This is a genomic window from Ferrimonas balearica, assembly GCF_019802085.1.
GTDB classification, from domain to species: domain Bacteria; phylum Pseudomonadota; class Gammaproteobacteria; order Enterobacterales; family Shewanellaceae; genus Ferrimonas; species Ferrimonas balearica_B.
Genome location: NZ_JAHVHV010000004.1, coordinates 36918 through 61556, shown reverse-complemented (window position 1 = coordinate 61556; position 24639 = coordinate 36918). Strand labels below are relative to the sequence as shown.

The 24639-nt window shown below is 64.8% G+C and carries 27 protein-coding genes; 16 read left to right on the top strand and 11 right to left on the bottom strand.

Annotation, left to right across the window (positions count from 1 at the left end):
* Positions 1-48: 48 nt before the first annotated feature.
* The 12 genes from ffh (at position 49) to KUV81_RS15245 (ending at position 9601) form a co-directional block, all read left to right on the top strand.
* Positions 49-1416, top strand: a complete 1368-nt coding sequence (ffh, locus tag KUV81_RS15300; protein WP_222544770.1) for a signal recognition particle protein — start codon at positions 49-51, stop codon at positions 1414-1416.
* Between the two features lie 185 nt (positions 1417-1601).
* Complete coding sequence (gene rpsP, locus KUV81_RS15295; RefSeq protein WP_222544769.1) at positions 1602-1853, top strand: 30S ribosomal protein S16; 252 nt, start codon at positions 1602-1604, stop codon at positions 1851-1853.
* 24 nt (positions 1854-1877) lie between these two features.
* Positions 1878-2408 carry a ribosome maturation factor RimM gene (rimM, locus tag KUV81_RS15290; RefSeq protein WP_222544768.1) on the top strand — a complete coding sequence of 177 codons (531 nt, stop codon included), beginning with the start codon at positions 1878-1880 and terminating at the stop codon, positions 2406-2408.
* An 18-nt stretch (positions 2409-2426) separates the two neighbouring features.
* Positions 2427-3173, top strand: coding sequence for a tRNA (guanosine(37)-N1)-methyltransferase TrmD (gene trmD / locus KUV81_RS15285; RefSeq protein WP_222544767.1), 747 nt, complete (start codon positions 2427-2429; stop codon positions 3171-3173).
* A 33-nt stretch (positions 3174-3206) separates the two neighbouring features.
* A complete protein-coding gene (gene rplS, locus KUV81_RS15280; RefSeq protein WP_222209254.1) occupies positions 3207-3554 on the top strand; it encodes a 50S ribosomal protein L19 in 348 nt (115 codons plus the stop codon).
* A 199-nt stretch (positions 3555-3753) separates the two neighbouring features.
* Positions 3754-4830 carry a 3-deoxy-7-phosphoheptulonate synthase gene (locus tag KUV81_RS15275; RefSeq protein WP_222544766.1) on the top strand — a complete coding sequence of 359 codons (1077 nt, stop codon included), beginning with the start codon at positions 3754-3756 and terminating at the stop codon, positions 4828-4830.
* Positions 4830-5966, top strand: a complete 1137-nt coding sequence (gene tyrA, locus KUV81_RS15270) for a bifunctional chorismate mutase/prephenate dehydrogenase (RefSeq protein ID WP_222544765.1) — start codon at positions 4830-4832, stop codon at positions 5964-5966. Before KUV81_RS15275 ends, tyrA begins: the two co-directional genes overlap by 1 nt.
* 32 nt (positions 5967-5998) lie before the next feature.
* The gene (locus tag KUV81_RS15265) at positions 5999-6274 is read left to right on the top strand and encodes a polyhydroxyalkanoic acid system family protein (RefSeq protein WP_222544764.1); all 276 of its coding nucleotides are present in this window, start codon (positions 5999-6001) and stop codon (positions 6272-6274) included.
* A 151-nt stretch (positions 6275-6425) separates the two neighbouring features.
* Positions 6426-6860: a phasin family protein gene (locus KUV81_RS15260; RefSeq protein WP_222544763.1), complete on the top strand. Its 435-nt coding sequence runs from the start codon at positions 6426-6428 to the stop codon at positions 6858-6860.
* A gap of 17 nt (positions 6861-6877) precedes the next feature.
* Positions 6878-7234: a phasin family protein gene (locus tag KUV81_RS15255; RefSeq protein WP_222544762.1), complete on the top strand. Its 357-nt coding sequence runs from the start codon at positions 6878-6880 to the stop codon at positions 7232-7234.
* Between the two features lie 9 nt (positions 7235-7243).
* Complete coding sequence (locus KUV81_RS15250; RefSeq protein ID WP_222544761.1) at positions 7244-8659, top strand: wax ester/triacylglycerol synthase family O-acyltransferase; 1416 nt, start codon at positions 7244-7246, stop codon at positions 8657-8659.
* 15 nt (positions 8660-8674) lie between these two features.
* The gene (locus tag KUV81_RS15245) at positions 8675-9601 is read left to right on the top strand and encodes an alpha/beta hydrolase (protein WP_222544760.1); all 927 of its coding nucleotides are present in this window, start codon (positions 8675-8677) and stop codon (positions 9599-9601) included.
* A gap of 17 nt (positions 9602-9618) precedes the next feature.
* Here the strand turns inward: KUV81_RS15245 and KUV81_RS15240 are convergent, their stop codons facing one another.
* The 5 genes from KUV81_RS15240 to hpf form a co-directional block, all read right to left on the bottom strand.
* Complete coding sequence (locus tag KUV81_RS15240; RefSeq protein ID WP_222544759.1) at positions 9619-10206, bottom strand: TetR/AcrR family transcriptional regulator; 588 nt, start codon at positions 10204-10206, stop codon at positions 9619-9621.
* Positions 10206-10697 carry a DUF2505 domain-containing protein gene (locus KUV81_RS15235; RefSeq protein WP_222544758.1) on the bottom strand — a complete coding sequence of 164 codons (492 nt, stop codon included), beginning with the start codon at positions 10695-10697 and terminating at the stop codon, positions 10206-10208. Before KUV81_RS15235 ends, KUV81_RS15240 begins: the two co-directional genes overlap by 1 nt.
* An 11-nt stretch (positions 10698-10708) precedes the next feature.
* Positions 10709-12682 carry an SDR family oxidoreductase gene (locus tag KUV81_RS15230; protein WP_222544757.1) on the bottom strand — a complete coding sequence of 658 codons (1974 nt, stop codon included), beginning with the start codon at positions 12680-12682 and terminating at the stop codon, positions 10709-10711.
* A 128-nt stretch (positions 12683-12810) separates the two neighbouring features.
* Complete coding sequence (locus tag KUV81_RS15225) at positions 12811-14787, bottom strand: chorismate mutase (protein WP_222544756.1); 1977 nt, start codon at positions 14785-14787, stop codon at positions 12811-12813.
* A 251-nt stretch (positions 14788-15038) separates the two neighbouring features.
* Positions 15039-15371, bottom strand: a complete 333-nt coding sequence (hpf, locus tag KUV81_RS15220; RefSeq protein WP_222544755.1) for a ribosome hibernation-promoting factor, HPF/YfiA family — start codon at positions 15369-15371, stop codon at positions 15039-15041.
* A gap of 217 nt (positions 15372-15588) precedes the next feature.
* Here hpf and KUV81_RS15215 point away from each other — a divergent pair, with 217 nt between their 5' ends.
* Positions 15589-16230 (top strand): cytochrome b/b6 domain-containing protein, encoded by a 642-nt coding sequence (locus KUV81_RS15215; RefSeq protein WP_222544754.1) that lies wholly within the window; start codon positions 15589-15591, stop codon positions 16228-16230.
* Between the two features lie 54 nt (positions 16231-16284).
* Here the strand turns inward: KUV81_RS15215 and KUV81_RS15210 are convergent, their stop codons facing one another.
* Entirely contained in the window at positions 16285-16737 is a 453-nt protein-coding gene (locus KUV81_RS15210) for a c-type cytochrome (RefSeq protein ID WP_222544753.1), read from the bottom strand.
* A gap of 179 nt (positions 16738-16916) precedes the next feature.
* Here KUV81_RS15210 and trpR point away from each other — a divergent pair, with 179 nt between their 5' ends.
* On the top strand, positions 16917-17213 hold the full coding sequence (trpR, locus tag KUV81_RS15205) for a trp operon repressor (RefSeq protein ID WP_222544752.1): 297 nt from the start codon (positions 16917-16919) through the stop codon (positions 17211-17213).
* Between the two features lie 17 nt (positions 17214-17230).
* A complete protein-coding gene (locus KUV81_RS15200; protein WP_222544751.1) occupies positions 17231-18493 on the top strand; it encodes an amino acid permease in 1263 nt (420 codons plus the stop codon).
* 60 nt (positions 18494-18553) lie between these two features.
* Here KUV81_RS15200 and yegS read toward each other — a convergent pair whose 3' ends face one another.
* The 3 genes from yegS to KUV81_RS15185 form a co-directional block, all read right to left on the bottom strand.
* Positions 18554-19438, bottom strand: a complete 885-nt coding sequence (gene yegS, locus KUV81_RS15195) for a lipid kinase YegS (protein ID WP_222544750.1) — start codon at positions 19436-19438, stop codon at positions 18554-18556.
* 84 nt (positions 19439-19522) lie between these two features.
* A complete protein-coding gene (locus tag KUV81_RS15190; protein WP_222544749.1) occupies positions 19523-20746 on the bottom strand; it encodes an HlyD family secretion protein in 1224 nt (407 codons plus the stop codon).
* A complete protein-coding gene (locus tag KUV81_RS15185; protein ID WP_222544748.1) occupies positions 20739-21086 on the bottom strand; it encodes an MFS transporter in 348 nt (115 codons plus the stop codon). Before KUV81_RS15185 ends, KUV81_RS15190 begins: the two co-directional genes overlap by 8 nt.
* Before the next feature lie 135 nt (positions 21087-21221).
* On the opposite strand from KUV81_RS15185, the gene KUV81_RS15180 reads away from it, so the two are divergent.
* A complete protein-coding gene (locus tag KUV81_RS15180; RefSeq protein WP_222544747.1) occupies positions 21222-22238 on the top strand; it encodes an AraC family transcriptional regulator in 1017 nt (338 codons plus the stop codon).
* Positions 22239-22264: 26 nt separating this feature from the next.
* Here KUV81_RS15180 and slyD read toward each other — a convergent pair whose 3' ends face one another.
* Both slyD and aceK read right to left on the bottom strand, forming a co-directional pair.
* Positions 22265-22828 carry a peptidylprolyl isomerase gene (slyD, locus tag KUV81_RS15175; protein ID WP_222544746.1) on the bottom strand — a complete coding sequence of 188 codons (564 nt, stop codon included), beginning with the start codon at positions 22826-22828 and terminating at the stop codon, positions 22265-22267.
* A gap of 79 nt (positions 22829-22907) precedes the next feature.
* Positions 22908-24611, bottom strand: a complete 1704-nt coding sequence (aceK, locus tag KUV81_RS15170) for a bifunctional isocitrate dehydrogenase kinase/phosphatase (protein WP_222544745.1) — start codon at positions 24609-24611, stop codon at positions 22908-22910.
* Positions 24612-24639 lie beyond the last annotated feature (28 nt).

The following is a 24639-nucleotide window of genomic DNA, read 5'->3' as shown; positions in this document are numbered from 1 at the left end:
GGCCGCCTCGCTATAATGCGCCCTCATTTGAACAACTGTGGTGCGGCGATGTTCCAGAATCTTTCCGAGCGCTTGAACCAGACGCTGAAAAACATCAGCGGCCGAGGTCGTCTGACCGAGGACAACATCAAAGACACCTTGCGCGAAGTGCGCATGGCGCTTCTGGAAGCGGACGTGGCCCTGCCGGTGGTGCGGGAGTTCATCAAGAAGGTGCGGGAGCGGGCCATCGGCACCGAGGTGTCCAAGAGCCTGACCCCGGGCCAGGCCTTCATCAAGATCGTACGCACCGAGATGGAAGCGGCGATGGGCGAGGCCAACGAAGCGCTCAACCTGGCCGCCCAGCCGCCGGCGGTGATCATGATGGCCGGCCTGCAGGGGGCGGGTAAAACCACCTCCGTGGGCAAGCTGGCCAAGTTCCTCAAGGAGCGTGAGAAGAAATCCGTCCTGGTGGTCAGTGCCGACGTCTACCGTCCCGCGGCCATCAAGCAGCTGGAGACCCTGGCCGGCGACATCGGTGTGGAGTTCTTCCCCTCCAGCGTCGATCAGAAGCCGGTGGCCATCGCCAACGCCGCCATCGAGCACGCCAAGAAGAAGTTCTTCGACGTGGTGATCCTGGATACCGCCGGTCGTCTGCACGTGGACGGCGAGATGATGGCGGAGATCCAGGCCCTCCACGACGCCATTCAGCCGGTGGAGACCCTGTTCACCGTTGACGCCATGACCGGTCAGGACGCCGCCAACACCGCCAAGGCCTTCAACGACGCTCTACCGCTGACCGGGGTGATCCTCACCAAGGTGGACGGCGACGCCCGCGGCGGTGCCGCCCTGTCCATCCGCCACATCACCGGCAAGCCCATCAAGTTCCTCGGGGTCGGTGAGAAGACCGACGCCCTGGAAGCCTTCCACCCGGACCGGGTGGCCTCTCGCATCCTGGGGATGGGGGACGTGCTCTCCCTGATCGAAGAGGTGGAAGCCAAGGTCGATAAGCAGCAGGCGGAGAAGCTGGCCACGAAGCTGAAGAAGGGGGAGGGTTTCGACCTCACCGACTTCCGCGACCAGCTGCAGCAGATGCACAACATGGGCGGCATGATGGGGATGCTGGAGAAGCTGCCCGGCGTGGGCCAGTTGCCGGCGGACGCCCTGGCCCAGGTGCAGGACAACAAGATGACCCGCCAGATGGAGGCGATCATCAACTCCATGACTCCCAAGGAGCGGGCCCGCCCCGATCTCATCAAGGGCAGCCGCAAGAAGCGCATCGCCGCCGGCTCCGGCACCCAGATCCAGGACGTGAACCGCCTGCTTAAGCAGTTCACCCAGATGCAGAAAATGATGAAGAAGATGAAAGGCGGTGGCATGAAGAAGATGATGCGCAACATGGGTGGCATGATGCCGCCGGGGATGAAGTTCCCGCGCTGAGTCTGCCAACTCCCCCAGGCCGACTAGACTCTATCCCTTGAGCGCCGGTCGGCCCGGGCGATCACTTTCTAGCCCGTAAGGTTGCATTGAGCCTAGGTTCAGGTAAAATCGGCGGGCTTTCTACCTTGGGGCCATTACGGCCCCTGTTTTATTGCTTGCAAACACCATTAGAGGATGTAAACCGTATGGTAACCATTCGTTTGGCTCGTGGCGGCGCGAAAAAGCGTCCGTTCTACTCTGTTGTAGTTACGGACAGCCGTAACGCCCGTGACGGCCGTTTCATTGAAAAAGTGGGTTTCTTCAACCCGATCGCTGCCGGTCAAGAAGAGAAACTGCGCATTGACCTGGACCGCGTTGAGCACTGGGTTAACAACGGCGCCGCGCTTTCTGACCGCGTTGCTACCCTGGTTAAGGACGCCCGCAAAGCGGCTGCCTAAGTCAGGTTTGGGTAGGTAAGGTTGATGTCCAACACTCAGGAAATGATCGTCGTCGGCCGACTCGGTTCGGCGTACGGGATCCGTGGTTGGCTGAAGGTCAACGCCTTTACCGACTCACTCGAAGGCATTTTTGAGTACTCTCCCTGGCGGATTCTGGTCCAGGGGCAGTGGCAAGAGGTGAAGGTGGCCGACTGGCGCCGTCACAACAATGGCATCATCTGCCGTTTGGCTGAGGTCCAGGACCGCAACCAGGCAGAGCAGTACATCAACTGCGACATTGCCATCTTGCCGGAGCAGCTCCAATCGCTGCCGGAAGACGAGTTCTACTGGCGTGACCTGGTGGGTTGCACTGTGGTGAACACCAAGGGCTACGACATGGGTAAGGTGACCGGCTTGCTGGAAACCGGCTCCAATGACGTGCTGGAAGTGGAAGCCAAGAGTAACGATGCGTTCGGCAAGCGGGAACGATTGATCCCGTTTGTGACCGAGCAGTTCATCCTTGAGGTGGACGCGCCCGGCAAAAAAATTGTTGTCGACTGGGACCCCAGTTTCTAAGGGCGAGGGACAAATCGCATGTGGTTAGGGGTAGTGACCCTCTTCCCGGAGATGTTTCGTGCCATTACTGATTTCGGGGTAACCGGTCGGGCCGTGAAAAATGGCCTGATTCAGGTGCAAACGTGGAATCCTCGTGATTTCACTATCGATCGCCATCGCACCGTGGACGACCGCCCTTATGGCGGTGGCCCGGGGATGCTGATGATGGTCGAACCATTGCGCAAAGCCATCCGCGCTGCCAAGGCAGAGGCGGGGGAGGGGGCCAAGGTGATCTACCTGTCTCCCCAGGGGCGCCCGCTGACCCAACCCGGTGTTGAGCAGCTGGCCACCTATGAGCGCGTGGTGCTGGTGTGCGGTCGGTACGAAGGTATCGATGAGCGCATCATCCAGAGCGAAGTGGATGAGGAGTGGTCCGTTGGTGACTACGTACTCAGTGGCGGTGAACTGCCGGCCATGAACCTCATTGACGCGGTGTCCCGTTTGGTGCCCGGCGTCTTGGGGAAAGCGGCTTCGGCAGAGCAGGACTCCTTCTCGGATGGCCTGCTGGACTGTCCCCACTACACCCGTCCGGAAGTATTGGACGGCAGCTCGGTGCCTGAGGTCCTTTTGAGTGGCAACCATGAATTGATCCGGAAATGGCGCCTGAAGCAGTCCCTGGGACGCACCTGGGCGCGACGACCGGAACTGTTAAATAACCTAGCTCTGACTGACGAGCAGGCCCAGTTGCTTGCCGAGTTCGTGACCGAACAGCCGATCGAACGTTAGAGTTTTCAGTATATCTAGGATGAGAGTTTAATTATGAGCAACATCATCAAGCAGATTGAACAAGAGCAGATGAAGAGCGACGTTCCGGCCTTTGGCCCGGGTGACACCGTCGTTGTTCAAGTCCGTGTAACCGAAGGCGACAAGACTCGTCTGCAGGCCTTCGAAGGCGTGGTTATCGCTAAGCGTAACCGCGGTCTGCACTCTGCGTTCACTGTTCGCAAGATCTCTAATGGTGAAGGCGTAGAGCGTGCGTTCCAGACTCACTCTCCGCTGGTAGAAAGCATCACCGTTAAGCGCCGCGGCCGTGTACGTCGTGCCAAGCTGTACTACCTGCGTGAGCGCAGTGGTAAGTCTGCACGTATCCGCGAGCGCCTGAACTAAGATTGCTTAGTTCACGCAAGCACCCTCAAGCCCGCCGTTTCGGCGGGCTTGTTCGTTTTGCCTCCATAAAAGTGCGCTTTTGTCTATTTAGGGCCTAAATCGACGCCAATTGCCGGTTTACAACCGTTTTGAGTGTGGCACTCTGTCTGAAGACCGCGATGTTGCGGCGTGTGCATGGTATGACGACGGAGAAAACACTATGCAAAAGGACAGCATTAACAACATCCACATCGACTCCGAACGAGTCCTCATCACCCCGGCTGAGCTTAAGGCCCAGCTGCCGCTGTCTGATCACGCCTACCGATATATCCTGGACGCCCGCAAGCAGGTGGCGGACATCGTGCACAAGCGCGACAACCGCATCCTGGTGGTGGCCGGCCCCTGCTCCATCCACGACGTGGAGGCGGCCAAGGAGTACGCCCTCAAGCTCAAAACCCTGCACGAGGAGCTCAAGGGCCAGTGCTACATCCTGATGCGGGTCTACTTCGAGAAGCCCCGCACCACTGTGGGCTGGAAGGGGCTGATCAACGATCCGGACATGGACGGCTCCTTCAATGTGGAGAAGGGGCTGCGCCAGGCCCGTGAGCTGCTGATCTGGCTGGCGGAGCTGGAGCTGCCGGTGGCCACCGAGGCGCTGGATCCCATCAGCCCCCAGTACTTGAGCGAGCTGTTCGCCTGGTCCGCCATCGGCGCCCGCACCACCGAATCCCAGACTCACCGGGAGATGGCCTCCGGTCTCTCCATGCCGGTGGGGTTCAAAAACGGCACCGACGGCAAGCTGGGGGTGGCGATCAACGCCCTGCAGGCGGCGTCCCACTCCCACCGCTTTATGGGGATCAACCAGGCCGGCCAGGTGGCGCTGCTGCAGACCCAGGGCAACCCGGATGGCCACGTGATCCTGCGCGGCGGCAAGCAGCCCAACTACGACTCGGTCAACGTAGCCCTGTCCGAGCAGGAGCTGCACGCCGCCGGGCTCAATGCCCGCCTGGTGATCGACTGCAGCCACGGCAACTCCTCCAAGGACCCGGCCCGTCAGCCCCTGGTGGCCCAGAACGTCTTCCACCAGATCTTGGAGGGCAACACCTCCATCATCGGCATCATGCTGGAGAGCCACCTCAAGGAGGGCAACCAGAGCGCCGACACCCCGCGGGACCAGCTGGAGTACGGCCTCTCCATCACCGACGCCTGCATCGACTGGGCCACCACCGAATCGCTGCTGCGGGTGGGCGCCGAAGCCCTCGGCCCCATGCTGCCCAACCGCTTTAAGGAGGCCTGATGGCGGAACCAACCAGCGCCGCCCTCGATGCCTTGCGGGGGCAGATTGATGAAGTGGACCAGGAGCTGCTGAGCCTGCTGCGCCGGCGGCTCGATCTGGTGGGCCAGGTGGGGGCCATCAAGCACAAGGAGGGGGTGCCCATCTACGCCCCCAAGCGGGAGGCCAGCATGCTGGCCAAGCGCCGGGCGGAGGCCGAGGCCCTCGGCGTGCCCCCCCAGCTGATTGAGGACCTGCTGCGGCGGATGATGCGCGAGTCCTACGTCTCCGAGAAGGACGTGGGCTTTAAGCGGGTCAACGACACCCTGGGGCCCATCGTCATCGTCGGTGGTGGCGGTAAGCTCGGTGGCCTCTTTGCCCAGCTGTTTACCCTCTCCGGCTACGAGGTGCGGATCCTGGAGCGGGACGACTGGGACCAGGCCGAGGCCCTGGTTTCCGATGCCGGCGTGGTGGTGGTCAGTGTCCCCATCGAGCAGACCTGCTCGGTGATCGAGCGCCTGCCGCCGCTGCCGGAGGGGTGCCTACTGGTGGATTTGACCTCCATCAAACAGGCGCCCCTGGCGGCGATGCTCAAAGCCCATCGGGGCCCGGTGCTGGGACTGCACCCCATGTTCGGGCCCGACGTGGCCTCGTTGGCCAAGCAGGTGGTGGTGGTGTGCCACGGCCGCGACGAGGGGGCCTACCAGTGGCTGCTGAAGCAGATCGCCATCTGGGGCGCCCGGCTGCATGAGGCCCCGGCCTCGGAGCACGATCAGGCGATGCAACTGGTGCAGGCGATGCGCCACTTCACCGCCTTCGTCTACGGCCTGCACCTGAAGCGCGAGCACGCCGACATCGAGCAGCTGCTGCAGTTCAGCTCCCCCATCTACCGGCTTGAGCTGGCGATGGTGGGCCGGCTGTTTGCCCAGGACGCCAGCCTCTACGCCGACATCATTTTCGCCCAGCCCGATGCCCTGGCCCGCGCCCGCCACTATCTGGCGCGTTACCAGGAGGCCCTGGCGCTGCTGGAGGCCGGGGATAAGGCCGGCTTCGAAGCGGAGTTTGCCGACGTGGCCGAGTGGTTCGGCGACTTTGCCCAGCAGTTCCGGGTGGAGAGCGCCAACATGCTGATGGCGGCCAATGACAGCCGCAGTGGCTGACATCCGGCGCGCGCGCTGCTAGGGTGTGAGGCATGGGTTCGATACACATTGAACGGCCTCACCGCCTCTCCGCCGACGAGCTGGAGTCCCTGGTGAGTGACCTCTCCGGCCAGTTGGCCCAGGAGTATCAGCTGCGGATACAGAAGCGGGGGGATGCGGTGCATTTCTCCCGCAGCGGCGCCCGTGGCACCCTGCTGCCCGGCCCCTCCCAGGTGGTGATCACCCTGGAGCTGGGGCTGCTGCTCAAACCCTTCCAGGCCGGGATCCACCAGGCCATCGAACGCCAGCTGGACCGCCTGATCGGCTGACAATCCGCACCATCAAAGGGGGACGAAATATCGGCCCCCTTTTTGATCTGACGCAATTTTGACCCGCCGTTTAGAACGCCGATTCTAATCCTCCTTCGTACTCTGACAGTAGGGAATGCCCCAGTGTCTGATCCACTCAGAGGAGGTCACCATGTCCAAGCACGAACTGAACAACCCCATCGAACAGGAAGCCCTGGCTCGCAAGATCTGGCTGGCTGGTCTGGGTGCCTACGCCAAGGGCGCCAAAGAGGTTTCTACCCTGTCCGAGCGCGGTCGCAGCTGGTTTGACGAGCTGCTGGAGCGCGGGCGGGAGCTGGAAAACCAGACCAAGAACCGGGTCAAGGATGCCGCCGACCAGACCCAGCAGGCGATGACCCAGCAGGTCAATGCCCGGGTTCAACGCTTTACCGGCCTGGATCCTCACCAGCTGGATGAGCTGGACGCCAAGCTGGACCAGCTGACCGACGTGGTGGACAAGCTGGCCGCCACCAAGGTCGAGCCCGCCCCGGTGGCCGAGGTGAAAGCGGAAGCCAAACCGGCCCCGCGCCGCACCACTCGCAAAGCCCCGGCCAAGAAGGACGCCTGAGCGTCCGGGAGGACACCATGACCGTTGATATCCGTGACAAAGGCCAGGAATGGCTGAACGACAGCGAACAGATGGCCCGCAACATCTGGCTGGCCGGCCTCGGGGTCTACAGCAAGAGCCTGGAGGAAGCCGACGAGCAGCGTCAGCGTACCGAGTCGCTGTTTGACACCCTGGTGGAAGCCGGGCGCGAGGTGGAAGCCCAGACCCGCGACAACGTCGAGCAGCAGGTGCGCCAGGCCAACCGCAACGTCGAGGCCCGGGTGCAGGATCTGTTCTGCCGCCTGAGCGGGGTGAACCCCCGCCGCATCGACACCCTGAACACCAAGGTGGACAAGCTGACTGAGCTGGTGGAGAAGCTGGCCAAGGACGCGTAAGGAGGGCGTATGGCCAATCTCTCGCTGCTCGATCTGGGGTTTGTGCTGTTCGAAAGCGACAGCACGCCCCTGCACATCTCCGGATTGGTGATGCTGACGCCGCCGGAGGGTGAGGAGGCGGAGTTTGGTCGCCGCCTGGTGGAACGCCTCTGGGCCAGTGGCCCGGTGGAGGCCCCCTTCAACCGGGTGCTGGATCTCTCCGTCACCCGGCTGCCCCGCTGGCGTCCCGCGCCGGCGGTGGACCTGGGCTACCACGTGCGCCACTCCCGGTTGCCCGGCCCCGGCGATCAGCACCAGCTGTTGGAGCTGATCAGCCGCATCCACAGTTACCGGCTGGATCGCAGCCGCCCCTTGTGGGAGCTGTGGGTGATCGACGGTCTGGCCAGCGGCGAGGTGGCCCTGGTGGTGAAGATCCACCACGCCCTGGCGGACGGGGTGCGTGCCGCCCAGCTGTTTGCCCGCTGCTGCGCCGAGTCACCGGAGCAGTTCACCCGGCCGTTCTGGATGGGCAATGACGACACCGACGTCACCGCCCTGGCCAAGCGGGAGTCGCTGCTCTCCGGGCTGCTGCAATCCAGCGGCCTGGTGCGTCGCCAGATTGGCGCCAGCATCGGCCTGGCCAAGCTGGCGGGCAAGCTGGCGCTCAACTGGCTTAACTTGCAGCCCACCCGGCTCAAGGTGCCCTTTACCGCCCCCCGCACGCCCTTCAACATCAGCCCCGACCGGGCCCGCACCGTGGCCCTGGCGGACCTGCCCCTGCGCCGCTTCTCCCGCATCGCCAAGCTCACCGGCACCACCGCCAACGACGTGATGCTGACGGTGTGCGACATGGCGCTGCAACGCTATCTGCAGGTGCACAACTGGTCCAGCAGCAAGCCCTTGGTGGCGCTGATGCCCATCAACCTTCGCCGGCCCGGTGAAGAGCCGGTGGCCTGCAACAAGATCACCCTGGGGCTGGTGGAGCTGGGGCGCAGTGAGGACTCACCCCTGGTGCGCCTGGGCAGCATTCGCGACGGCACCGAGGGGGTCAAGCAGGAGGCGCTGGAGCTCTCCGGCGACGCCTACTACCAGTACTCCATCATCATCAATGCCCTGGCCCTGACCGCGGGCCGCCTGGGGTTGCATCACTACCTGCCCCCGGCCACCAACATGCTGATCTCCAACGTGCCCGGGCCCACCCGCCCGCTCTACTTTATGGGTGCCCAGGTCAGTCAGATGTTCCCGCTGTCGCTGCTGCTGCCAGGCCAGACCCTCAACATCACCCTGCTCAGCTACGCCGGTCAGATGCATTTTGGCCTGGTGTGCTGCCGCCGCTCCTTGCCGGGCTTCGAGGCGATCGCCGATTACCTGCGCGACGCCCTGACCGAACTGGAGCAGGCCACCTTGCAGGCGGTGACCGAGGTGGTGACGCGACAATCGGCCTAGCCCTAAGGAGGCCCCATGCCCAGCTGGCGCTCCCTCGCCCTGAACAAGGTGTTGTATCGGGCCATGCGCAGCCGCTTTGCCAGCTGCAATGACGTGCACGCCCTGCGGGCGGCCATCGGTGGCCTGGACAAGCTGGGCAACTACATCCTGCCGCCCCCGGGCCTGGACAGCGTGCCGGACCAGCTGGGCGGCGTGCCCTGCGACTGGGTGCTGACCGGCCAGAGCGTCAGCGAGCGGGTGATCCTCTACTTCCATGGCGGTGGCTTCTGCCTGCGCTCCCCCCGGGTGCACGCGGCCCTGCTGGGGCGCCTGGCGATGGAGACCCACTCTCGCGGGCTGATGGTGGATTACCGGCTGGCGCCGGAGTTTCCCTACCCGGCGGCGGTGGAGGATTGCCTGGCGGTCTACCGGGCGCTGCTGGATCAGGGGATGGTGCCGGGTCAGCTGATCCTGGCCGGCGACTCCGCCGGCGGTAACCTGGCATTGACCACCATGATGCAGGCCCGGGCCCTGGGCCTGCCCCAGCCTGCCGCCGCGGTGCTGCTCTCCCCGGCCACCGACATGGCATTGAACGGCGAGTCGGCGTTTTTGCTGCGGGACAAGGACCCGTTTTTCGATCTCGGCACCCTGCTGCTGATGCGCAACTGCTACCTGAACGGCCATATGCCCTGCGATCCCCTGGTCTCCCCCTGCTACGGCGATCTGACGGAGCTGGCGCCGATGATGATCCATGTGGGTTCGCTGGAGATGTTGCAGGATGATTCGGTGCGCCTGGCCTCAAGGGTGCGGCGCCAGGGCGGGGCGGTGGATCTGACCATCTGGCCGGGGATGGCCCACGTCTTTCCCCTGTTCTACCAGGTGCCGGAGGCCCAGGAGGCGATCGCCCGGGTGCGCGCCTTTATCCTGCACCACACCGACCACAGCACCCTGGGGCCGGACTGAGTCGACTCAGCTTGGGCTCAATGGGCGGGGGTGACTTCGCGCTGGTAGGGGCGCAGCAGGGCGTCCAGGCGCCCCAGAGTGCGGCGGATCTGGGTCTCTCTGTCCCGGTCGGCCTCCAGCTCGAAACTCAAGCCCCCCAGGGCCACCAGCATCAGGCAGTCCGCCAGGCGATCCCGCGGCTCGGCGGCCAACCCCAGCCCCTCGATCTGATCCAGCCTTGCCAGCAGCTGCCGGCTGAACCGCCGCAGCCCGCCCAGCATCCGCAGCCACTTCTGCTCCAACCCGGCGTGGGCGAAGCGAAAGGCTTCCTGATCGCGGAACAGGAAGCGGAAGTGGTCGCAGACCCGCAGCAGGGAGAACAGGTAGGGCTCGAAGTCCGCGCGTCGCTGGATCTCATCCTCCACCCCCTTGGTCAATCGGCCCAGGGCGAGATCGCACTCCGCCAGCAGGGCGATGAGGATCTCCTCCTTGCCGCGGAAGTGGTAGTAGAGGTTGCCGGGGCTGATCCCCAGCTCGGTGGCGATGGCCAGCACGCTGACCTGGGCGGTGCCGCTGTGGTTAAAGGCACGGATGCTCTGGTCCAGGATCCGCTCTCGGGTGCCCATCAGGCCTCCTGGCACTGCCGCATCAGGTAGTCGTACTCCAGGGCCATCATCCGCTCGCTGTCCAGGGCGGCAAAATGGGCCAGTTTCTTGCCCAAAAAGGGCAGCTTGGAGTCCAGGCTCAGGTGGATGGTGTTGCGACAGCCATCGGCCTCGGGGCTGATCACCATGCCCCCCTGGATGGACAGCGGCACGCCCCCGATCTGGATGGTCAGATCGCAACGGAAGTGGCCCTGCTCGTCCCGGTGCCACTGCTCCGATTGCTCAATCTGGTTGCGATCCCCCACCACGGACTTGAGCAGTCCGGGCACCTGGCTGGCCACCTCCCGCACGGTCTGGATGCGCCAGCGGTCGTCGTCCCCCTGGCTGGCCAGGATCCGCACCTTCTCGGCGCCGATCCCCTGGTACTTGGCCTTCACCTCGTCCGGCAGCCGAAACAGGCTGATCAGGGTGTCGGCATCGCAGGGGTAGTCGTGGATCACCTTCAGTTCCATGGCGCGCTCCTTCAGAAGTGAATGCCCCGCAGCAGGGCGGCAAAGCCGATTCTGTCCTGCTGGGCTTTGAGATCCCGCTCCGCCGAGTCGGAGTCGGGGAACATGCGAAACGCCGAATTCATCACGATCTCGGCGATCCTCGGGGCCACCGCATGCAACACGGCGCCGAAGATCCCGAGCCGGGTGGCGATCCGCTTGGGCTGGTGAAGGATCCCCTGCACCACCATGTCGGCGGCCTGCTCCGGCGTCAGGGTGGGCACTTCGTCGTAGAGCTTGGTGGGGGCGATCATCGGCGTGCGCACCAGGGGCATGTTGATGGTGGTGAACCGGATCCCCAGGTCCGAGTACTCCGAGGCCGCACAGCGACTGAAGGCCTCCAGTGCGGCCTTTGAGGCGACGTAGGCGGAGAAGCGCGGCGCGTTGGTCAGCACCCCGATGGAGGAGATGTTGACGATGTGGCCCCGGCGGCGCTGCTCCATCCCCTCCAGGGTGCCCAGGGTCAGGCGCAATGCGGCGAAGTAGTTGATCGCCATGGTGCGCTCGAAATCGTGCATCCGGTCGAGGGAGTCGGCCACCGCCCGGCGGATGGAGCGGCCGGCGTTGTTGATCAGCAGGTCCACCCCCCCGTGCTCGGCGTGGATCTTGGCCAGCAGGGCGTCGGTCTGTTCGGGGTCTGTGAGATCCAGCACCAGGGGGTAGGCTTCGCCCCCCAGGGACTCGACCTGACGGCAGGCCTGGTGCAGCTCCTCCTCCTCCCGGGCCACCAGCAGCAGGCGGGCGCCACTGGGGGCCAGTTTCAACGCGGTGGCCAGACCGATGCCGGAGCTGGCGCCGGTCAGCAGCACCCGCTTGCCCGCCAGCTTCTGCTGCAGGGTGCGTTCGACGAAGAGATCCGGGTCCAGGTGGCGCTCCCAGTAGTCCCAGACGCGCTCGGCGTAGCTGGACAGGGGCGGGCAGTGGATCCCCCCGGCCTGCAGCAGCGCCTGGGTGCGCTCGCAGTCGAAACGGGTGGGGTAGTTGATGAGCTTCAGCGCCGCTTCCGGCAGCCCGTACTCCTTGAGCAGGGCGGCGCCGATCCGCTTGACCGGCGGGTAGCTGGCCACCGAGTGCCACAGGTGGCGGGGCACTACGTCAAACAGCCGGGTGTTGATCCGCATCGCCATGCGTGGTGCGTGGCCGGCGTCGGCAAAGAGGTTGAGCACCTCGCCAGCGCGCATCGGCTGGGGATCGGTCAGGTGGAAGCACTGGCCATCGAGATCCGGCAGGTGGGCCAGGTGGTCCATGGCGTCGGTGACAAAATCCACCGGCACGATGTTGAGCCGTCCGCCCTCCACGCCCAGCAGGGGCATCCAGCGGGGCAGGTTGTCCCGCAGCTTCTGCAGCAGCTTGAAGAACAGGTAGGGGCCGTCCACGCGGTCCGCCTCGCCGGTCTTCGAGTCCCCCACCACGATGCCCGGGCGGTAGATGCGGTATTGAAGGCCTTCGCTTTCCCGCACCGCCTTCTCCCCCAGGTGCTTGGTGAGGAAGTAGGGGTGCTCCAGCTGCTCCGCTTCGTCGAACATGGTCTCGTTGAAGTGGCCCCGGTAGAGACCGGCAGCGGCGATGGAGCTGACGTGATGGAAGCAGCCCGCCTGGATCCGTTTGGCCAGGGCCAGGGTGTGCTTGGTGCCCTCCACGTTGGCGCGGATCTGGTCTTCGGCGGAAGCTTTGAGGTCGTAGATGGCGGCGAGGTGGAAGAGGTGGTCGATGTGGCCGGTGAGGCGGTCGAGGTTGGCGTCGCAGAGCCCCAGGTCAGGCTGGGTGATGTCGCCCTGGATGGGGATCAGCCGCTCCCCATCGAGGCCCAGCGGCCTGCCGATTTCGGCCAGCCGGATGGCGTCCTCATCGGAGCGGACCAAGCAATACAGCGGCCCCGGCCGTTTGGCCAGGCGAGCGAGCAGAAAACGACCAATAAAACCGGTGGCACCGGTGATGAAATAGCCCATAGGATCCCTTCCCTTATGTGACTGGCTCCACCCTGGAGCTGGTCAGTCCAGTAGTAAGGGACATTGTGGGCTGGTGAAAAAAGCGGCGCAAAGGAAAACGGCGTTCCCTTTGCGCTCGATCAATACATTCAGCAGTAGAGGGTTTTCATCATCTGGGCGTACTGTTCGACGTCCAGCCCCGCCGCGCCCTCATCGTCGGCCGGGTGCAGTGCCACCAGCAGGCCATGGGCCCCCGCTGCCTTGGCGGCCTGGGCCATGGGCTGCACCAGCGCCGGCTCGGCCACCGCCTGGGTGGGATCCACCACCACCGGCAGGTGGGTCAGGCGCTTGAGCTTGGGAATGGCGGTCAGATCCAGGGTGTGGCCCTGGGCGCTGTCCAGGGTGCGCACCCCCTGTTCACACAACACCACCTGCTGGTTACCGGCGGCCAGGATCCGTTCCGCCGACTCCAGCAGCGCCTCCAGGGAGGCCAGGGGGCCGCGCTTGAGCAGCACCGGACGCTGGGTCTGGCCCACCGCGTTGAGCAGTTCGCCGTTCTGCATGTTGTCGCCGCCGATGGCCAGCAGGTCGGATTGGGCTGCCACCGCCGCCACCTCATGGGCGTGGTGCACCTCGGTGAGCACCGGCAGGCTCACCCGGTCGCCGGCCCGGCGCAGCAGCGCCAGTTGGTCGTCGTCCAGGTGACCGCCGCCTTGCAGCACGGCGCCGCCATGCTCCTTGACCACCCGGGCGGCCTCCAGAGTCTCGGTCTCCGAGCCCAGGCGCTCGGGGCCGGCCAGGGTGACAAAGCCCTCGCCCCCCAGGGTCAGCCCCTTCACCTGGATCAGGGTGTCGTCAATCTTGTGCGCACGGCTGTACAGGGGCGCGGTGGCACTGGTCTGGGGTGGTACGGGAAGGGTGGGCGCCGGCGAACTCTCCAGTCGCGGGTCATCAGCGTAGGTGCCGCTGTCCAGCTCCGTGGGCAGGATGGTTTCGCAGGGGTAACAGCCCAGCACCTTGATAAAGCGGGTGATCCGGGTCAGCGCCGCCAGGGCGCTCTGCATCGCCTCGCTGTGGACGTTGGCTTCCACGTCCAGGTAGAACATCTCCTCCCAGGGGTTGCCGTGGATGGGCCGGGACTCCAGCTTGGACATGTTGATCCCCAGGTCGCGCAGTACCAGCAGCGCTTCCACCAGGGCCCCGGGCTTCTGGCCGGTGGCCATGATCAGGGTGGTCTTGGCCGGCACCTGGGGCGGCACCTCCACCGGCTTGCGGGCCACCACGATAAAGCGACTTTCGTTCTTCTTCTGGTTGGCCAGTTCGGTGTCCAGCACCGTCAGGCCGTAGAGGGCACCGCCGCGCTCGGAGCCGATGGCCGCGCTGTGACCGCTGGGGTCCGCCGCCGCCCGCTCCATCGCTTCGGCGCTGCTGGCGCAGTACTCCTGGCGCACCCCGTTCAGGCTGGCCAGGAAGCGGCTGCACTGGGTGTGCACCTGGGGGTGGGCGTAGACGGTGGTCAGCGTCTCCAGGCGAGCCTCGGGGCGCACCAGCAAGCAGTGAGCGATGGTCTCGGTGGTCTCGCCGACGATGTGCAGATTGGTGTGCTGCAGCAGATCAAACACCTCGTTGATGGAGCCGGAGGAGGTGTTCTCCAGCGGCAGGATGCCGTGATCCGCCTGACCCTGTTCCACCGCCTCGAAGATCGCCTCGAAGCTGGCCTTGCCCAGCTCGGTCAGGGCCCGGTCCCGTCGACCGAAGTAGTTGTGGGCGGCCAGATAACTGTAGGAGCCCTTGGCGCCCAGGTAGGCCACCCGGGTCTGGGGCGGCTGCTCCGGGTTGCTGCGGGCCTGGAACCAGGCCTGCTGGCGCAGCACCGAGTCCTCGATGATGGTGTGGAACAGCCGGGAGATGTACTGGCCGTCCAGCCCCAGGGTGCGCCCCTCGCCCATCAGGCGGGTCAGCAGGGCGCTCTCCCGCTCGCTGTCGCGCACCGGGGTCACCGCGTCCGCCTTGGTCCGGGCCACGTCCAGGCTGAGTTCCCGTCGCCGGGCCAGCAGGGCAAGCAGCTCCTTGTCGACTTGGGTGATCGCCTTGCGGATGGGGTCCAGGGGGTTGGGTTGACTCATCGACTGGTTCCTTACGTTAATGACTGGTGGCCCACAAGCAAAAAGGCCTCCCGTTGGGGAGGCCTTCTGGTTTCGCGACTTTCTTTATCTCGCGCTGAAACCGCCTCCTGGGGACAGGCTGCGAAAAAAGAAGATAAAGAAAGTGGGGATCCGTTTCATGCCCTTCACACTAAAGGCTGGCGGCTCAGGGTGTCAAGGCCAAAAAAACACCCGCCGAGGCGGGTGCGGGTGTCGGGATGATGGGGCGACCCTCAGGCCGCTTCGGAGTCCGGTGTCTCGATGTTGGTGCGGTCGTGACGGCGGGCGGTTTCCTTGGCCGACTGCTTGTTGAGCTGGCGCTCCAGTTTCTGTCCCATCTGATTGATGGCCACATACATGTCTGTGTGCTGACCTGTGGCGACCAGTTGACCCGAGGGGATGGCTACCGTGGCTTCCACCTGATACTCCTGCCCCTCTTTACCGATCATGACGTGGGGGTTTAACAGGGGGATGTCGTGGCGGGCCAGCTTCTCGAATTTCGCCTGGACCCGGTGACGGATGGAGTCGGTAACACTGACGGGTTTGCTGGTGATCTCAATGCGCATACAGGTTCCCCTTTGTTGACCTTTCTCTAACTTCGATTTCAGATTACCGCCGCAACTGGGTGGCAAAAAGTGATTTGTGTCACCCCGATGTCTGTTTGTTCAAAGCCTGTGCAACCAGTCACAAAGGGACGGAAAAACCCCTTCGAAGCCTTGTCAGATCACACTTTTCGGGTGCAAACTGGGTCGGATAACTACGGACGGGCACAGAGGAGTTGGCGTGAAAATCCAGGTGTGGGACAAGGTGGTCAGGGTCTGTCACTGGGGAATGGTCATCCTGTTGCCGCTGTGCTGGTGGAGCGGTGAGCAGGGCGAGATGGAGTGGCACCAAAGCTTCGCCTACCTGCTGCTGGCTCTGCTGATGACGCGTCTGTTCTGGGGCCTGTTTGGCAGCGAAACCGCCCGTTTCAGCCAGTTCGTTCGTGGCCCTCGACAGGTCTTTGACTACCTCAAATCCTGGAAGCAGCAGCGGGATCCCCATCCGGGCCACAACCCCGCCGGCGCCTATATGGTGGTGGTGATGCTGACGTTGCTGCTGACACAGTTGGTCAGCGGCCTGTTCGCCACCGACGACATCCTCACCGAAGGCCCCCTCTACAGCTACGTCAGCAGCGACACCGCCTCCTGGCTGACCTGGCTGCACAAGCAGAATTTCAACCTGATCCTCGCGGCCGTCGGCCTGCATCTGACCGCGTTGCTGGTGTACCGCCTCAAGGGCACCCCCCTGGTGGCGGCGATGATCACCGGTTATCGCCGGGGCGGTGCCGAGGCGCCGAAGATGGTGACCACCACGCCGGCCTGGCTGGTGCTGCTGGTGCTGATGGCCGGCCTGGGCTGGGGTTTGATCTGGCCGCTGTGGTGAGATTGAGCGCGCAAAAAGGGCGGCCAGTGGCCGCCCTTTTTCGTGTCCGTTCGCTTACTCGGCTTTGAAGTCGTCGTGGCAGCCCTTGCAGGTTTTGCCCACGGCGCCGAAGGCCTTCTTGATGTCGTCGGCGTTGCCGCTGTCGGCCACCGCGGCGAGGCGCTCGGTGGCCATCTGGAAGGCACCGGCCTTGGCTTCAAACTCGTCCCACTCCTGCCAGATCGCCGGCAGCGCGCTGGTGTCGCCCTTATCGGAGCCGTCCACCTTGAAGCCGGTGAAGGGGATCTGGGAGAGCAGCGCCAGGTGTTGAGCGCGCTGGGCAAACGCCTTTTCGTCCATGGGCTTCTTCTTTTTCATCATCGCCCACATGTCGGAGAAGTTCTCCTTGATCAGGCCAAAGGCGGCCTGGCGGTAGTCGATGGCGTCCTGGGCGGTGTCGAAGGCGCCCTCGGCGGCGGCGGTGGTGGAGGCCAGGGCCAGGGAAAGAGCCAGCAACGTGCGTTTCATGATGTCGTCCTTGTTGTTATCGGAAGTAACGCGCTGATTGTAAAGTAAGCATCCGACAGGCACCAGAGGGCGCTGGTAACCGAATGTTGTGATGGCCCTCACGCTTTGTTCGGTTGGGGATGGCGCCCTCCTGAGTGTAATGGTGTACTGCGACGCCAGTACGGTATTGGAGGCAGTGAATGATGCAAACCCGGTGGCAAGAGGTGTTAAGCCTGGTCTCAGCGCCGCGTTCGGAGCCGGAGACGGCAGCCCTGCTGGGGCTCTTGCTCAGCCACGACGAGCGCGAGGCGATCGGCGGACGCTTGGCGGTGTTCCGGGCGTTGTTGGCCGGCGAGCTCAGCCAGCGCCAGATCGCCGCAACCCTGGGGGTGAGCATCGCCACCATCACCCGGGCCTCCAATAACCTCAAGTCCATGGCCGAAGCGGAGCGCGATGCACTGCGCCGGCTGATCCTTTCCCCCCAACAAGAACAATAACGACTGGAGTTCCACAGATGTCTGATGCAGCAGCGGTTTCTACCAAAGCCCAAGACGCGCGCCTACCGGGGATCCTCGGTGGCGCCATGATCGTGGCCGGCACCTCCATCGGTGCCGGCATGTTTGCCCTTCCGGTGTACAGCGCCGGCATGTGGTTTGGCTGGTCTTTGGTGTTGCTGGCCTTTTGCTGGTTCTGTGCCTACTCCTCCAGTCTCTACCTGGCGGAGGCCAGCCAGCACTACCGCGACGGCGCCAGCTACTCCACCATCGCTGAGGACACCCTGGGTAAGGTGGGCAAGCTGTTCGCCACCGGCACCGTGGCCTTCGTCTGCTTTATCCTGCTCTACGCCTACATCTCCGGTGGCAGCTCTGTGGTAAGCCAGACCGCCGCCAACACCCTGGGCATGGAGCTGTCCCAGAGCAGCTCGGCGCTGCTGTTCGGTGCCGTGTTCGGGGGCATCGTGCTGCTGGGCAGCCGGGCGGTGGACCGGGTGAGCACCATCATGCTGGGCGGCATGGTGCTGACCTTCTTCGGCTCCACCTCCATGCTGGCGGGCAACGCCTCCGTCGAACTGCTGTTCCCCGAGATCGGCATGGGGGAGACCGCCCCCTACCTGTGGCTGGCGATACCGGTGCTGGTGACCAGCTTCGGTTTCCACGGCACCGTGCCTTCGCTGGTGAAGCACTACCGTAAGGACGCTCGCCGTGTGCGGATGGCGATCCTGGTGGGCACCATGCTGACCATGCTGGTGTACGTGTTCTGGCAGCTGGCCATCATGGGCAACGTGCCCCGTGACCAGTTCAGCCAGATCATCGCCCAGGGCGGCAACGTCGCCACCCTGATCGGTGCCGTGGGTCAATCCACCGACGTCTCCGGGGTGGAAGCGGCCCTGATCCTGTTCGGCAACCTGGCCCTGGCCAGCTCCTTCCTCGGTGTGGCCCTGGGTCTGGTGGACCTTGTGAAGGACTGGTTCAAGCTGGACGACAGCACCAAGAGCACCGCCATCGCCGGCGCCATTACCTTCCTGCCGCCGATGATCCTGGGTGGCTTGTTCCCCCACGGCTTCATCACCGCCATCGGCTACGCGGCCCTGGCCGCCTCCATCTTCGTGCTGGTGCTGCCGCCGCTGATGGCCCGGGTGCAGCGCCAGCGCGGCCAGACTGCCGGCTTCCAGACCGCCGGGGGCAGCCTGCGCCTGAACCTGGTGCTGGGCTTCGGTCTGCTGGCGGTGCTGGTGGAGGTGGTGAACCAGTTCGGTCTGCTGCCCAAGTTCGGCTAAGCGCCCACGCAATGAAAAACGCCGCCCTCGGGGCGGCGTTTTTTATGGGCTCAATCTTTATCAGCTTAAAAGAGGGCAGCCCCGGGGCAGCACCAGGCGGATGGCGCCGGGGTGGCACTGGAAGCGGATGCTGGGGGCGCGCATGGGCTCACCATCGAGGTTGATGGGCATGGGATCGGCCCCCCGGTACTCGGCCCAGGGGACCCGAAACGCCTTGACGTAGGGGTGGTCGGCACTGGGCTGGCGGATCCCCTGCAGCACCCGGTCCAGCTCGTTGGGCGGAAACGCCATCAGGGCCACCACCTCCAACAGTCCGTCGTCGATCTTGGCCTGGGGGCAGAGCACCTGGCCGCCGCCGGCCTGGGGGCCGTTGCCGATGGCCCCGACGATGGTGGCGCCCTCCAGCCGCCCCATGGGGGTCTCCAGGGTGCCCTGGTAGGGCTCGAACCGCAGCGCCTGCAACAGGCCGTTGAGGGTGTAGGCGCCGCCCCCGAGGAAGTTTTTCAGCGCGATGGGCGTGGTGGCGGTGATCTGGGCGCCGAAGCCCCCTGTGGCCATGTTGATAAAATGGCGCGCGTTGGCCTGGACGGCGTCGACGGGGACCGCTTGGCCGCGTTGAGCCAGGGCCAGGGCGGCGCCGGGCTCGGTGGGGATCTGACAGGCGGTGGCAAAGTCGTTGGCGGTGCCCAGGGGCAGCAGGGCCAGCTCCGGCCGCTGGGCCTCGGGGTAGGCCATCAGCGCCGAGACCACCTCGTTGACCGTGCCATCGCCACCGCCGGCCACCAGGCGGGCGCAGCCCTGGTCGATCGCCTCGGCCACCAGCCGGTCGATGTCGCCCCCCTCCCAGGTGACCCGCACCTCCACCGGCCCCTCCTGGCGGGCGGCCAGGATCGCCTGGCGCACCGGCTCCAGGCCGGCTTTCTTTCCGTTCAGCAGAATGCGCACTCAGACCTCCTTCACCATGGGGACCGCTTCACTGTAGCCCCAGCGGGAGCAAAAAAAAACGCCCGGCGAAGCGGGCGTTTAGGCTCAGAGCGAGTAGAGGAAGTAGATCTGGGCTTTCATCCGGATGATGATGCCGCGGATCACGTCCAGGAAGCCGAGGAAGGCGATGGGCTTCTCGCCGCTGATCCAGGCCAGGCCCACGGCCCCCACCGGGATGTCGTAGCCTTCCGGCTCGGTCAGCTTCAGACGGACGAAGTGGTGCTTGTTCTGCACGTTGGCCCCGGTGGTCTGGCGGACGTTGTCCTCCAGGGCCACCAGCCGGCCCTGGGCCTCGCCGGTGGCTTCGACGATCCCCTCCACCTCGGCCTGGAACACCTTGCCGGGATAGACCGGGGAGGCAAACTCCGCCATCTGTCCCACCTTGACGTTGCGGATCGCCTGGTGGTTGACCCGCATCAGCACGTACTTCTCATCGGTGTACATCTGCAGCCGCGGCACCCGGGAGACCAGCTGACCCTCCCGCAGCAGGAAGTTGGTGACGTAGCCGTCCGTGGGGGCGTGCACCCGGGTCTGGTCCAGGTTCCACTGGGCCTGGGCCAGCTGCTCCTCGGCGGTGGCGATGTCCGCCTCGGCGCTTTTGGCCTGCAGCTTGCGCTTGTCGATGTCCAGCCGCGCCTTCTCGGCGTTGACCCTGTCCTTCTCCAACTGGGAGCGCAGGGCGGTAAGCTGGGCCTCGGCGGCGGCCACGGCGTTGCGCTGCTCGTCGAACTGGCTCTCGGTCACGGTGTGGGCCACCGCGGCGTTCTGCTCCTCGAAGCGGCGCAGGGTGCTCTGTTTCCAGTGCAGGTCCTCCTCGGCAGCGGTGATCCGGTTCTCGGTGATGGTGATGTCCTTCAGTGCCGCCTGGTGTTCGCTGATGGCGATGGCGACGTCCTCCAGGGCGCTCTGGCGGGCCACCTGACGGGCCTCCAGGTTGACCCGCTCCTTGTTGACCGCGATGCGGTACACCTCATCCTCCAGCTCGTACACCAGCTGGCCCTTGTTCAGGCGTTGGTTGGGCTCGATGTGGATGGCGCTCACGTGCCCCTGGATCTGGGAGGAGCCCGGACGCAGCTGGATGTGGGGCGACTGCACCACCGAGCCGCCGGAGACGTCCATGGGGGTGAAGTTGATGAGGCCGGCCCAGACAAACAGCAGCCAGGCGGTGCCCCCCAGGTAGGCAAACCCTTTGGTAAAGGCGTTCCAGGGCATCCCAACCAAACGCAGCAGGTAGATGAACAGGGCCCAGACGGCCAAGCCTTCAAGCATGGTCGACCTCCTCGGTGGTGTCGTTGTGGGGGGGAGATTTGGCCGCCACCGGCTCGCGCCAGATGTCGCGGATCCGGCGCAGGGCCTGCTCGCCGTCGAGGAAGGCGAGGATCACCGCCAACACCCAGACCCAGTGCCAGAGAAAGCCGATCCAGGTGAGCGCAGTGATGAGCCCCAGTTGCTGATGCTGGCGCTTGTGGGCCTTGTTGATGGGCAGCTCGTGGAATTTCCAGAACCCGTAGCCGATGGCGGCCAGGGTGCCCAGCATCACCACCGACGCCACCACGTGCAGGCCGGTATCGAAGCCGGTGTCCACAAACGGCATGTTCATCAGACTCATAGTGACTCCTCAGAGGAAAAAGGGAGGGGAAGGGTAGAGAGCGGGGCGGGACGAAACAATGCCGCTGGATAGATTGAATCGTTTTGGGCAAGAATGTGATGTCTTTGGACGTTAATCCGGGGTGAATATCGAGTCATGAAAAAGATGGAACTGGCCTTTGCCCGCACCATGATGCTGCTGCCGCTGCTGGAGGGGGCGGAGCGGGCCTTCGGCATTACCCCGGCACAGCTTGGGATCCCCGACGCCCTGCTGGCGGAGCCCATGAGTCTGGTGCCCCTGCCGGACGTCAACGCCTGGTATCTGGCGCTGGAGCGGCTCAGTGGCGATCCCTGTTTCGTGGTGCGCGCCCTGGAGGGAGTCTCCCTGGCCCAGATCGGGCCCCTGGCGGAGTGGTTTGTCGCCGCCCCGGACTTGGCCACCACCCTGCGCCGCATCAACTACAGCAGCAGCGCCCTGCAATCGGGGCTGTCCGCCTACGGGGCTCAGTCCGGCAACATCATCAAGTGGTGCTTCGACAACAGTCAGGCCCAGGGTGCGGCCAAGTTCCACGACGGTTGTCGCAAGGCGTTGCTGGTCAAGATGGTGCTGGCCCACTACCCGGAGGTGAGCGATAAGGTGCTGCGTCTGCGCCTGCCCGGCCCCACCCGACCGGTGGCGGCCCTGGAGCGGGCCTTTGGTTGCGAGGTGGAAACCGGCGCCCCCCAGACGGAGATCTGGTTGCCCATGAAACTGCTGGCCCGGACCCGGCGCAGCCAGGCTTTGCCCCACGCCAGCGCCGAGCTGCCCCTGGATAAGATCCTCAACCTGCCGGCCCACACCGACGTGCCCAAGGCGTTCTACGAGCTGGTCAACTACAGCCGCCACTACGGCTACCCCAGCCTGGATTTCATCGCCCAGCGCTACGAGCTCTCCCGTCAGCAGCTGCAGCGCCGTCTGCACCGCTTCGGCTGGAGTTTCTCCGCCATCGTCGGCTATGTGCTGTTCAACCAGGCCACCGAGTATCTGCTGGCGGGCCGTTCGGTGGCGGACACCGCGGCATTGCTGGGTTACAGCAATGTCCAGAGTTTCAGCAAGGCCTTCGTCCGCCACCGGGGACTGACGCCGACTCAGTACCAAACCGCCACATTAGGGGATCAAAAAAGCCCGCACTAGGCGGGCTTTTTGACGAGTGGGAAGACTCAGTGGTGGCCTTTTCCGCCACAGCAGTCGTCGCCTTTGGCGCAGTCGCCGGAGCCACCGCAGCACTCGTGGTCGTCGTGGTCGTGACCGCAGCCACCGGCGGCGTGCACATGGCCGTGGGCCAGCTCTTCGGCGGTGGCTTCACGCACTTCAACCACCTCGACATCGAAGTGCAGGGTCTGGCCGGCCATGGGGTGGTTACCGTCCACCACCACCACGTCGTCCTTCACCTCGGTGACCACCACCGGGCGGGGACCCTGGTCGGTTTCTGCCATAAAGCGCATGCCCGGGGCGATGTCGTCCACGCCCTGGAAGGCCGCCAGGGGCACCTCCTGCTTGAGGGCCTCCACGTATTCGCCGTAGGCCGCTTCCGGGGCCACGGTGGCACTCAGGGCGTCACCGGCCTGCTTGCCCGCCAGTTCACTTTCCAGGCCGGGGATCAGGTTGTTGGCCCCGTGCAGGTACTGCATCGGCTCCGCGCCGAAGGATTCTTCTACCAGTTGCCCCTGGCTGTCTTTCAGACGGTAGTGCAGGGTAACCACGGTGTTGGCGTCGATCTTCATTCGACCTCCTGAGTGCTAGAAAACGCGCATCATACGGGATCCGAACCCGGGTCGCCATGATCCGCCGCCGGTTCTGGGCTCAGGGCCGCAAACGGCAGCCGCGGCGGTAGGGGTAGAGGTCGGGAAACTGCCCCGCCTGGATCCCCTCCTTGAGCCCCTGCCAGTACTCCTGGGTCAGCAGGTCCCGGTGCACCGCGAGGAAGGCTTTGCGCACCGGGGCCCGGCTGAGCAGGAAGCGGCCGAACTCCTCGGGAAAGACGTCCATGGGCCCCACCGAGTACCAGGGCTCCGCCGCCCACTCGTCCTCCGGGTAGCGCGGGGCGGGGATCTTGCGGAAGTTGCACTCGGTCATGTAGCTGATCTCGTCGTAGTCGTAGAACACCACACGGCCGTGGCGGGTAACGCCGAAATTCTTGAACAGCATGTCGCCGGGGAAGATGTTGGCGGCGGCCAGCTGCTTGATGGCCCGGCCGTAATCCTCGATGGCGGCGGTCAGGGCGCTCTCGTCGGCGTCGTCCAGGTAGAGGTTTAGGGGGGTCATGCGCCGCTCAACGTAGAGGTGCTTGATGATCACCTGGTTGTCGGTCAGTTCCACCTCGGAGGGGGCGTCGGCCTGCAGTTCCGCGATCAGCGCCTCGCTGAAGCGGTGGCGGGGAAAGACGAAATTGCTGTAGGCGTGGGTGTCCGCCATCCGGCCTACCCGGTCGTGCTGTTTCACCAGCTCGTACTTGGCCTTCACCTGGGCCTTGTTGCTGTCCTTGGGCGGGGTGAACTCGTCCTTGATCACCTTGAACACGATGTCCAGGGAGGGGAGGGTGAACACCGTCATCACCATCCCCTTGATCCCCGGGGCCGCAACAAACTGGTCCCGGCTCTGGTTGAGGTGGTGGAGGAAGGCCCGGTAGAACTCCGTCTTGCCGTGCTTCTGCAGGCCGATGGCGCTGTACAGCTCGGCCCAGGTCTTGTTGGGCAGCAGGGTCTTGAGGTAGCGCACCAGGGCCCCGGGGGTCTGGGTGGTCACCATAAAGTAGGCGCGGGTGAAGCTGAAGACGATGGAGAGGTCGTCCTCGTCGGTGAGCACCGCATCGATGTGCAGGCCCGCCTCGCCGTGGCGGATGGGCAGCATCAGCGGGCGGGCGCCCTCGGGCCCCAACAGACGCCCCACCAGGTAGGCCCCCTTGTTGCGGTAAAACACGCTGTCCAGCAGCTCCAGTCGAGTCAGCTGATGGGCCTCCACCAGGGGGGCCAGGCGCTGCCACACCAGGGCCAGATCGGCGTCCAGATCGGAGAAGGGGCGGCCGAAGCGCTTGGGCTGGATCAGCCCCTTGAGGGCGGCAATGGGATCCGGGGCTAGGTCCACGCTCTGGCTCAGCCGCTCCGGACGAAAGGGGGCCCGGACGGTGTTGCCGGCGTGGATGTAGAGGTGCTGGTTGTCCAGACCGCGATGGCGGAACAGGCGGGAGAACACCGAGTTGAAGAAGGTTTCGCACAGCTCCGCCTGCGGGTGGCCCAGCAGCAATCGGCTGTAGGCCTGTTTGGTGTGGCGCCACAGCTCGGTGGAGATCACCGGTTTGTCCAGCAGCTGGATCAGCTCCCGAGTGGTTTCGTTGACCCGCTCGCTGTAGAAGCGGATCCGCTCCTTCTGCGCCTCCTGCACCGCCGCCCAGTCGGCTCGGGCAAAGCGGTCCCGGGCCGCCACCGTGGTGCGGGTAAAGAGCCGGTAGTGTTTGTCGAACCCGGCCAGGATGCGATAGGCCAGCTGGGTGGGTAAGCGCCCTTCCATGGCAACCTCCGATGCGCCACGTTAAAGC

What these genes read in the sequence shown, in the direction of transcription:
- ffh (WP_222544770.1), top strand. Translation starts at nt 49, where the DNA reads ATGTTCCAGAATCTTTCCGAGCGCTTGAACCAGACGCTGAAAAACATC.
- rpsP (WP_222544769.1), top strand. Translation starts at nt 1,602, where the DNA reads ATGGTAACCATTCGTTTGGCTCGTGGCGGCGCGAAAAAGCGTCCGTTC.
- rimM (WP_222544768.1), top strand. Translation starts at nt 1,878, where the DNA reads ATGTCCAACACTCAGGAAATGATCGTCGTCGGCCGACTCGGTTCGGCG.
- trmD (WP_222544767.1), top strand. Translation starts at nt 2,427, where the DNA reads ATGTGGTTAGGGGTAGTGACCCTCTTCCCGGAGATGTTTCGTGCCATT.
- rplS (WP_222209254.1), top strand. Translation starts at nt 3,207, where the DNA reads ATGAGCAACATCATCAAGCAGATTGAACAAGAGCAGATGAAGAGCGAC.
- KUV81_RS15275 (WP_222544766.1), top strand. Translation starts at nt 3,754, where the DNA reads ATGCAAAAGGACAGCATTAACAACATCCACATCGACTCCGAACGAGTC.
- tyrA (WP_222544765.1), top strand. Translation starts at nt 4,830, where the DNA reads ATGGCGGAACCAACCAGCGCCGCCCTCGATGCCTTGCGGGGGCAGATT.
- KUV81_RS15265 (WP_222544764.1), top strand. Translation starts at nt 5,999, where the DNA reads ATGGGTTCGATACACATTGAACGGCCTCACCGCCTCTCCGCCGACGAG.
- KUV81_RS15260 (WP_222544763.1), top strand. Translation starts at nt 6,426, where the DNA reads ATGTCCAAGCACGAACTGAACAACCCCATCGAACAGGAAGCCCTGGCT.
- KUV81_RS15255 (WP_222544762.1), top strand. Translation starts at nt 6,878, where the DNA reads ATGACCGTTGATATCCGTGACAAAGGCCAGGAATGGCTGAACGACAGC.
- KUV81_RS15250 (WP_222544761.1), top strand. Translation starts at nt 7,244, where the DNA reads ATGGCCAATCTCTCGCTGCTCGATCTGGGGTTTGTGCTGTTCGAAAGC.
- KUV81_RS15245 (WP_222544760.1), top strand. Translation starts at nt 8,675, where the DNA reads ATGCCCAGCTGGCGCTCCCTCGCCCTGAACAAGGTGTTGTATCGGGCC.
- KUV81_RS15240 (WP_222544759.1), bottom strand. Translation starts at nt 10,206, where the DNA reads ATGGGCACCCGAGAGCGGATCCTGGACCAGAGCATCCGTGCCTTTAAC.
- KUV81_RS15235 (WP_222544758.1), bottom strand. Translation starts at nt 10,697, where the DNA reads ATGGAACTGAAGGTGATCCACGACTACCCCTGCGATGCCGACACCCTG.
- KUV81_RS15230 (WP_222544757.1), bottom strand. Translation starts at nt 12,682, where the DNA reads ATGGGCTATTTCATCACCGGTGCCACCGGTTTTATTGGTCGTTTTCTG.
- KUV81_RS15225 (WP_222544756.1), bottom strand. Translation starts at nt 14,787, where the DNA reads ATGAGTCAACCCAACCCCCTGGACCCCATCCGCAAGGCGATCACCCAA.
- hpf (WP_222544755.1), bottom strand. Translation starts at nt 15,371, where the DNA reads ATGCGCATTGAGATCACCAGCAAACCCGTCAGTGTTACCGACTCCATC.
- KUV81_RS15210 (WP_222544753.1), bottom strand. Translation starts at nt 16,737, where the DNA reads ATGAAACGCACGTTGCTGGCTCTTTCCCTGGCCCTGGCCTCCACCACC.
- trpR (WP_222544752.1), top strand. Translation starts at nt 16,917, where the DNA reads ATGATGCAAACCCGGTGGCAAGAGGTGTTAAGCCTGGTCTCAGCGCCG.
- KUV81_RS15200 (WP_222544751.1), top strand. Translation starts at nt 17,231, where the DNA reads ATGTCTGATGCAGCAGCGGTTTCTACCAAAGCCCAAGACGCGCGCCTA.
- KUV81_RS15190 (WP_222544749.1), bottom strand. Translation starts at nt 20,746, where the DNA reads ATGCTTGAAGGCTTGGCCGTCTGGGCCCTGTTCATCTACCTGCTGCGT.
- KUV81_RS15185 (WP_222544748.1), bottom strand. Translation starts at nt 21,086, where the DNA reads ATGAGTCTGATGAACATGCCGTTTGTGGACACCGGCTTCGATACCGGC.
- KUV81_RS15180 (WP_222544747.1), top strand. Translation starts at nt 21,222, where the DNA reads ATGAAAAAGATGGAACTGGCCTTTGCCCGCACCATGATGCTGCTGCCG.
- slyD (WP_222544746.1), bottom strand. Translation starts at nt 22,828, where the DNA reads ATGAAGATCGACGCCAACACCGTGGTTACCCTGCACTACCGTCTGAAA.
- aceK (WP_222544745.1), bottom strand. Translation starts at nt 24,611, where the DNA reads ATGGAAGGGCGCTTACCCACCCAGCTGGCCTATCGCATCCTGGCCGGG.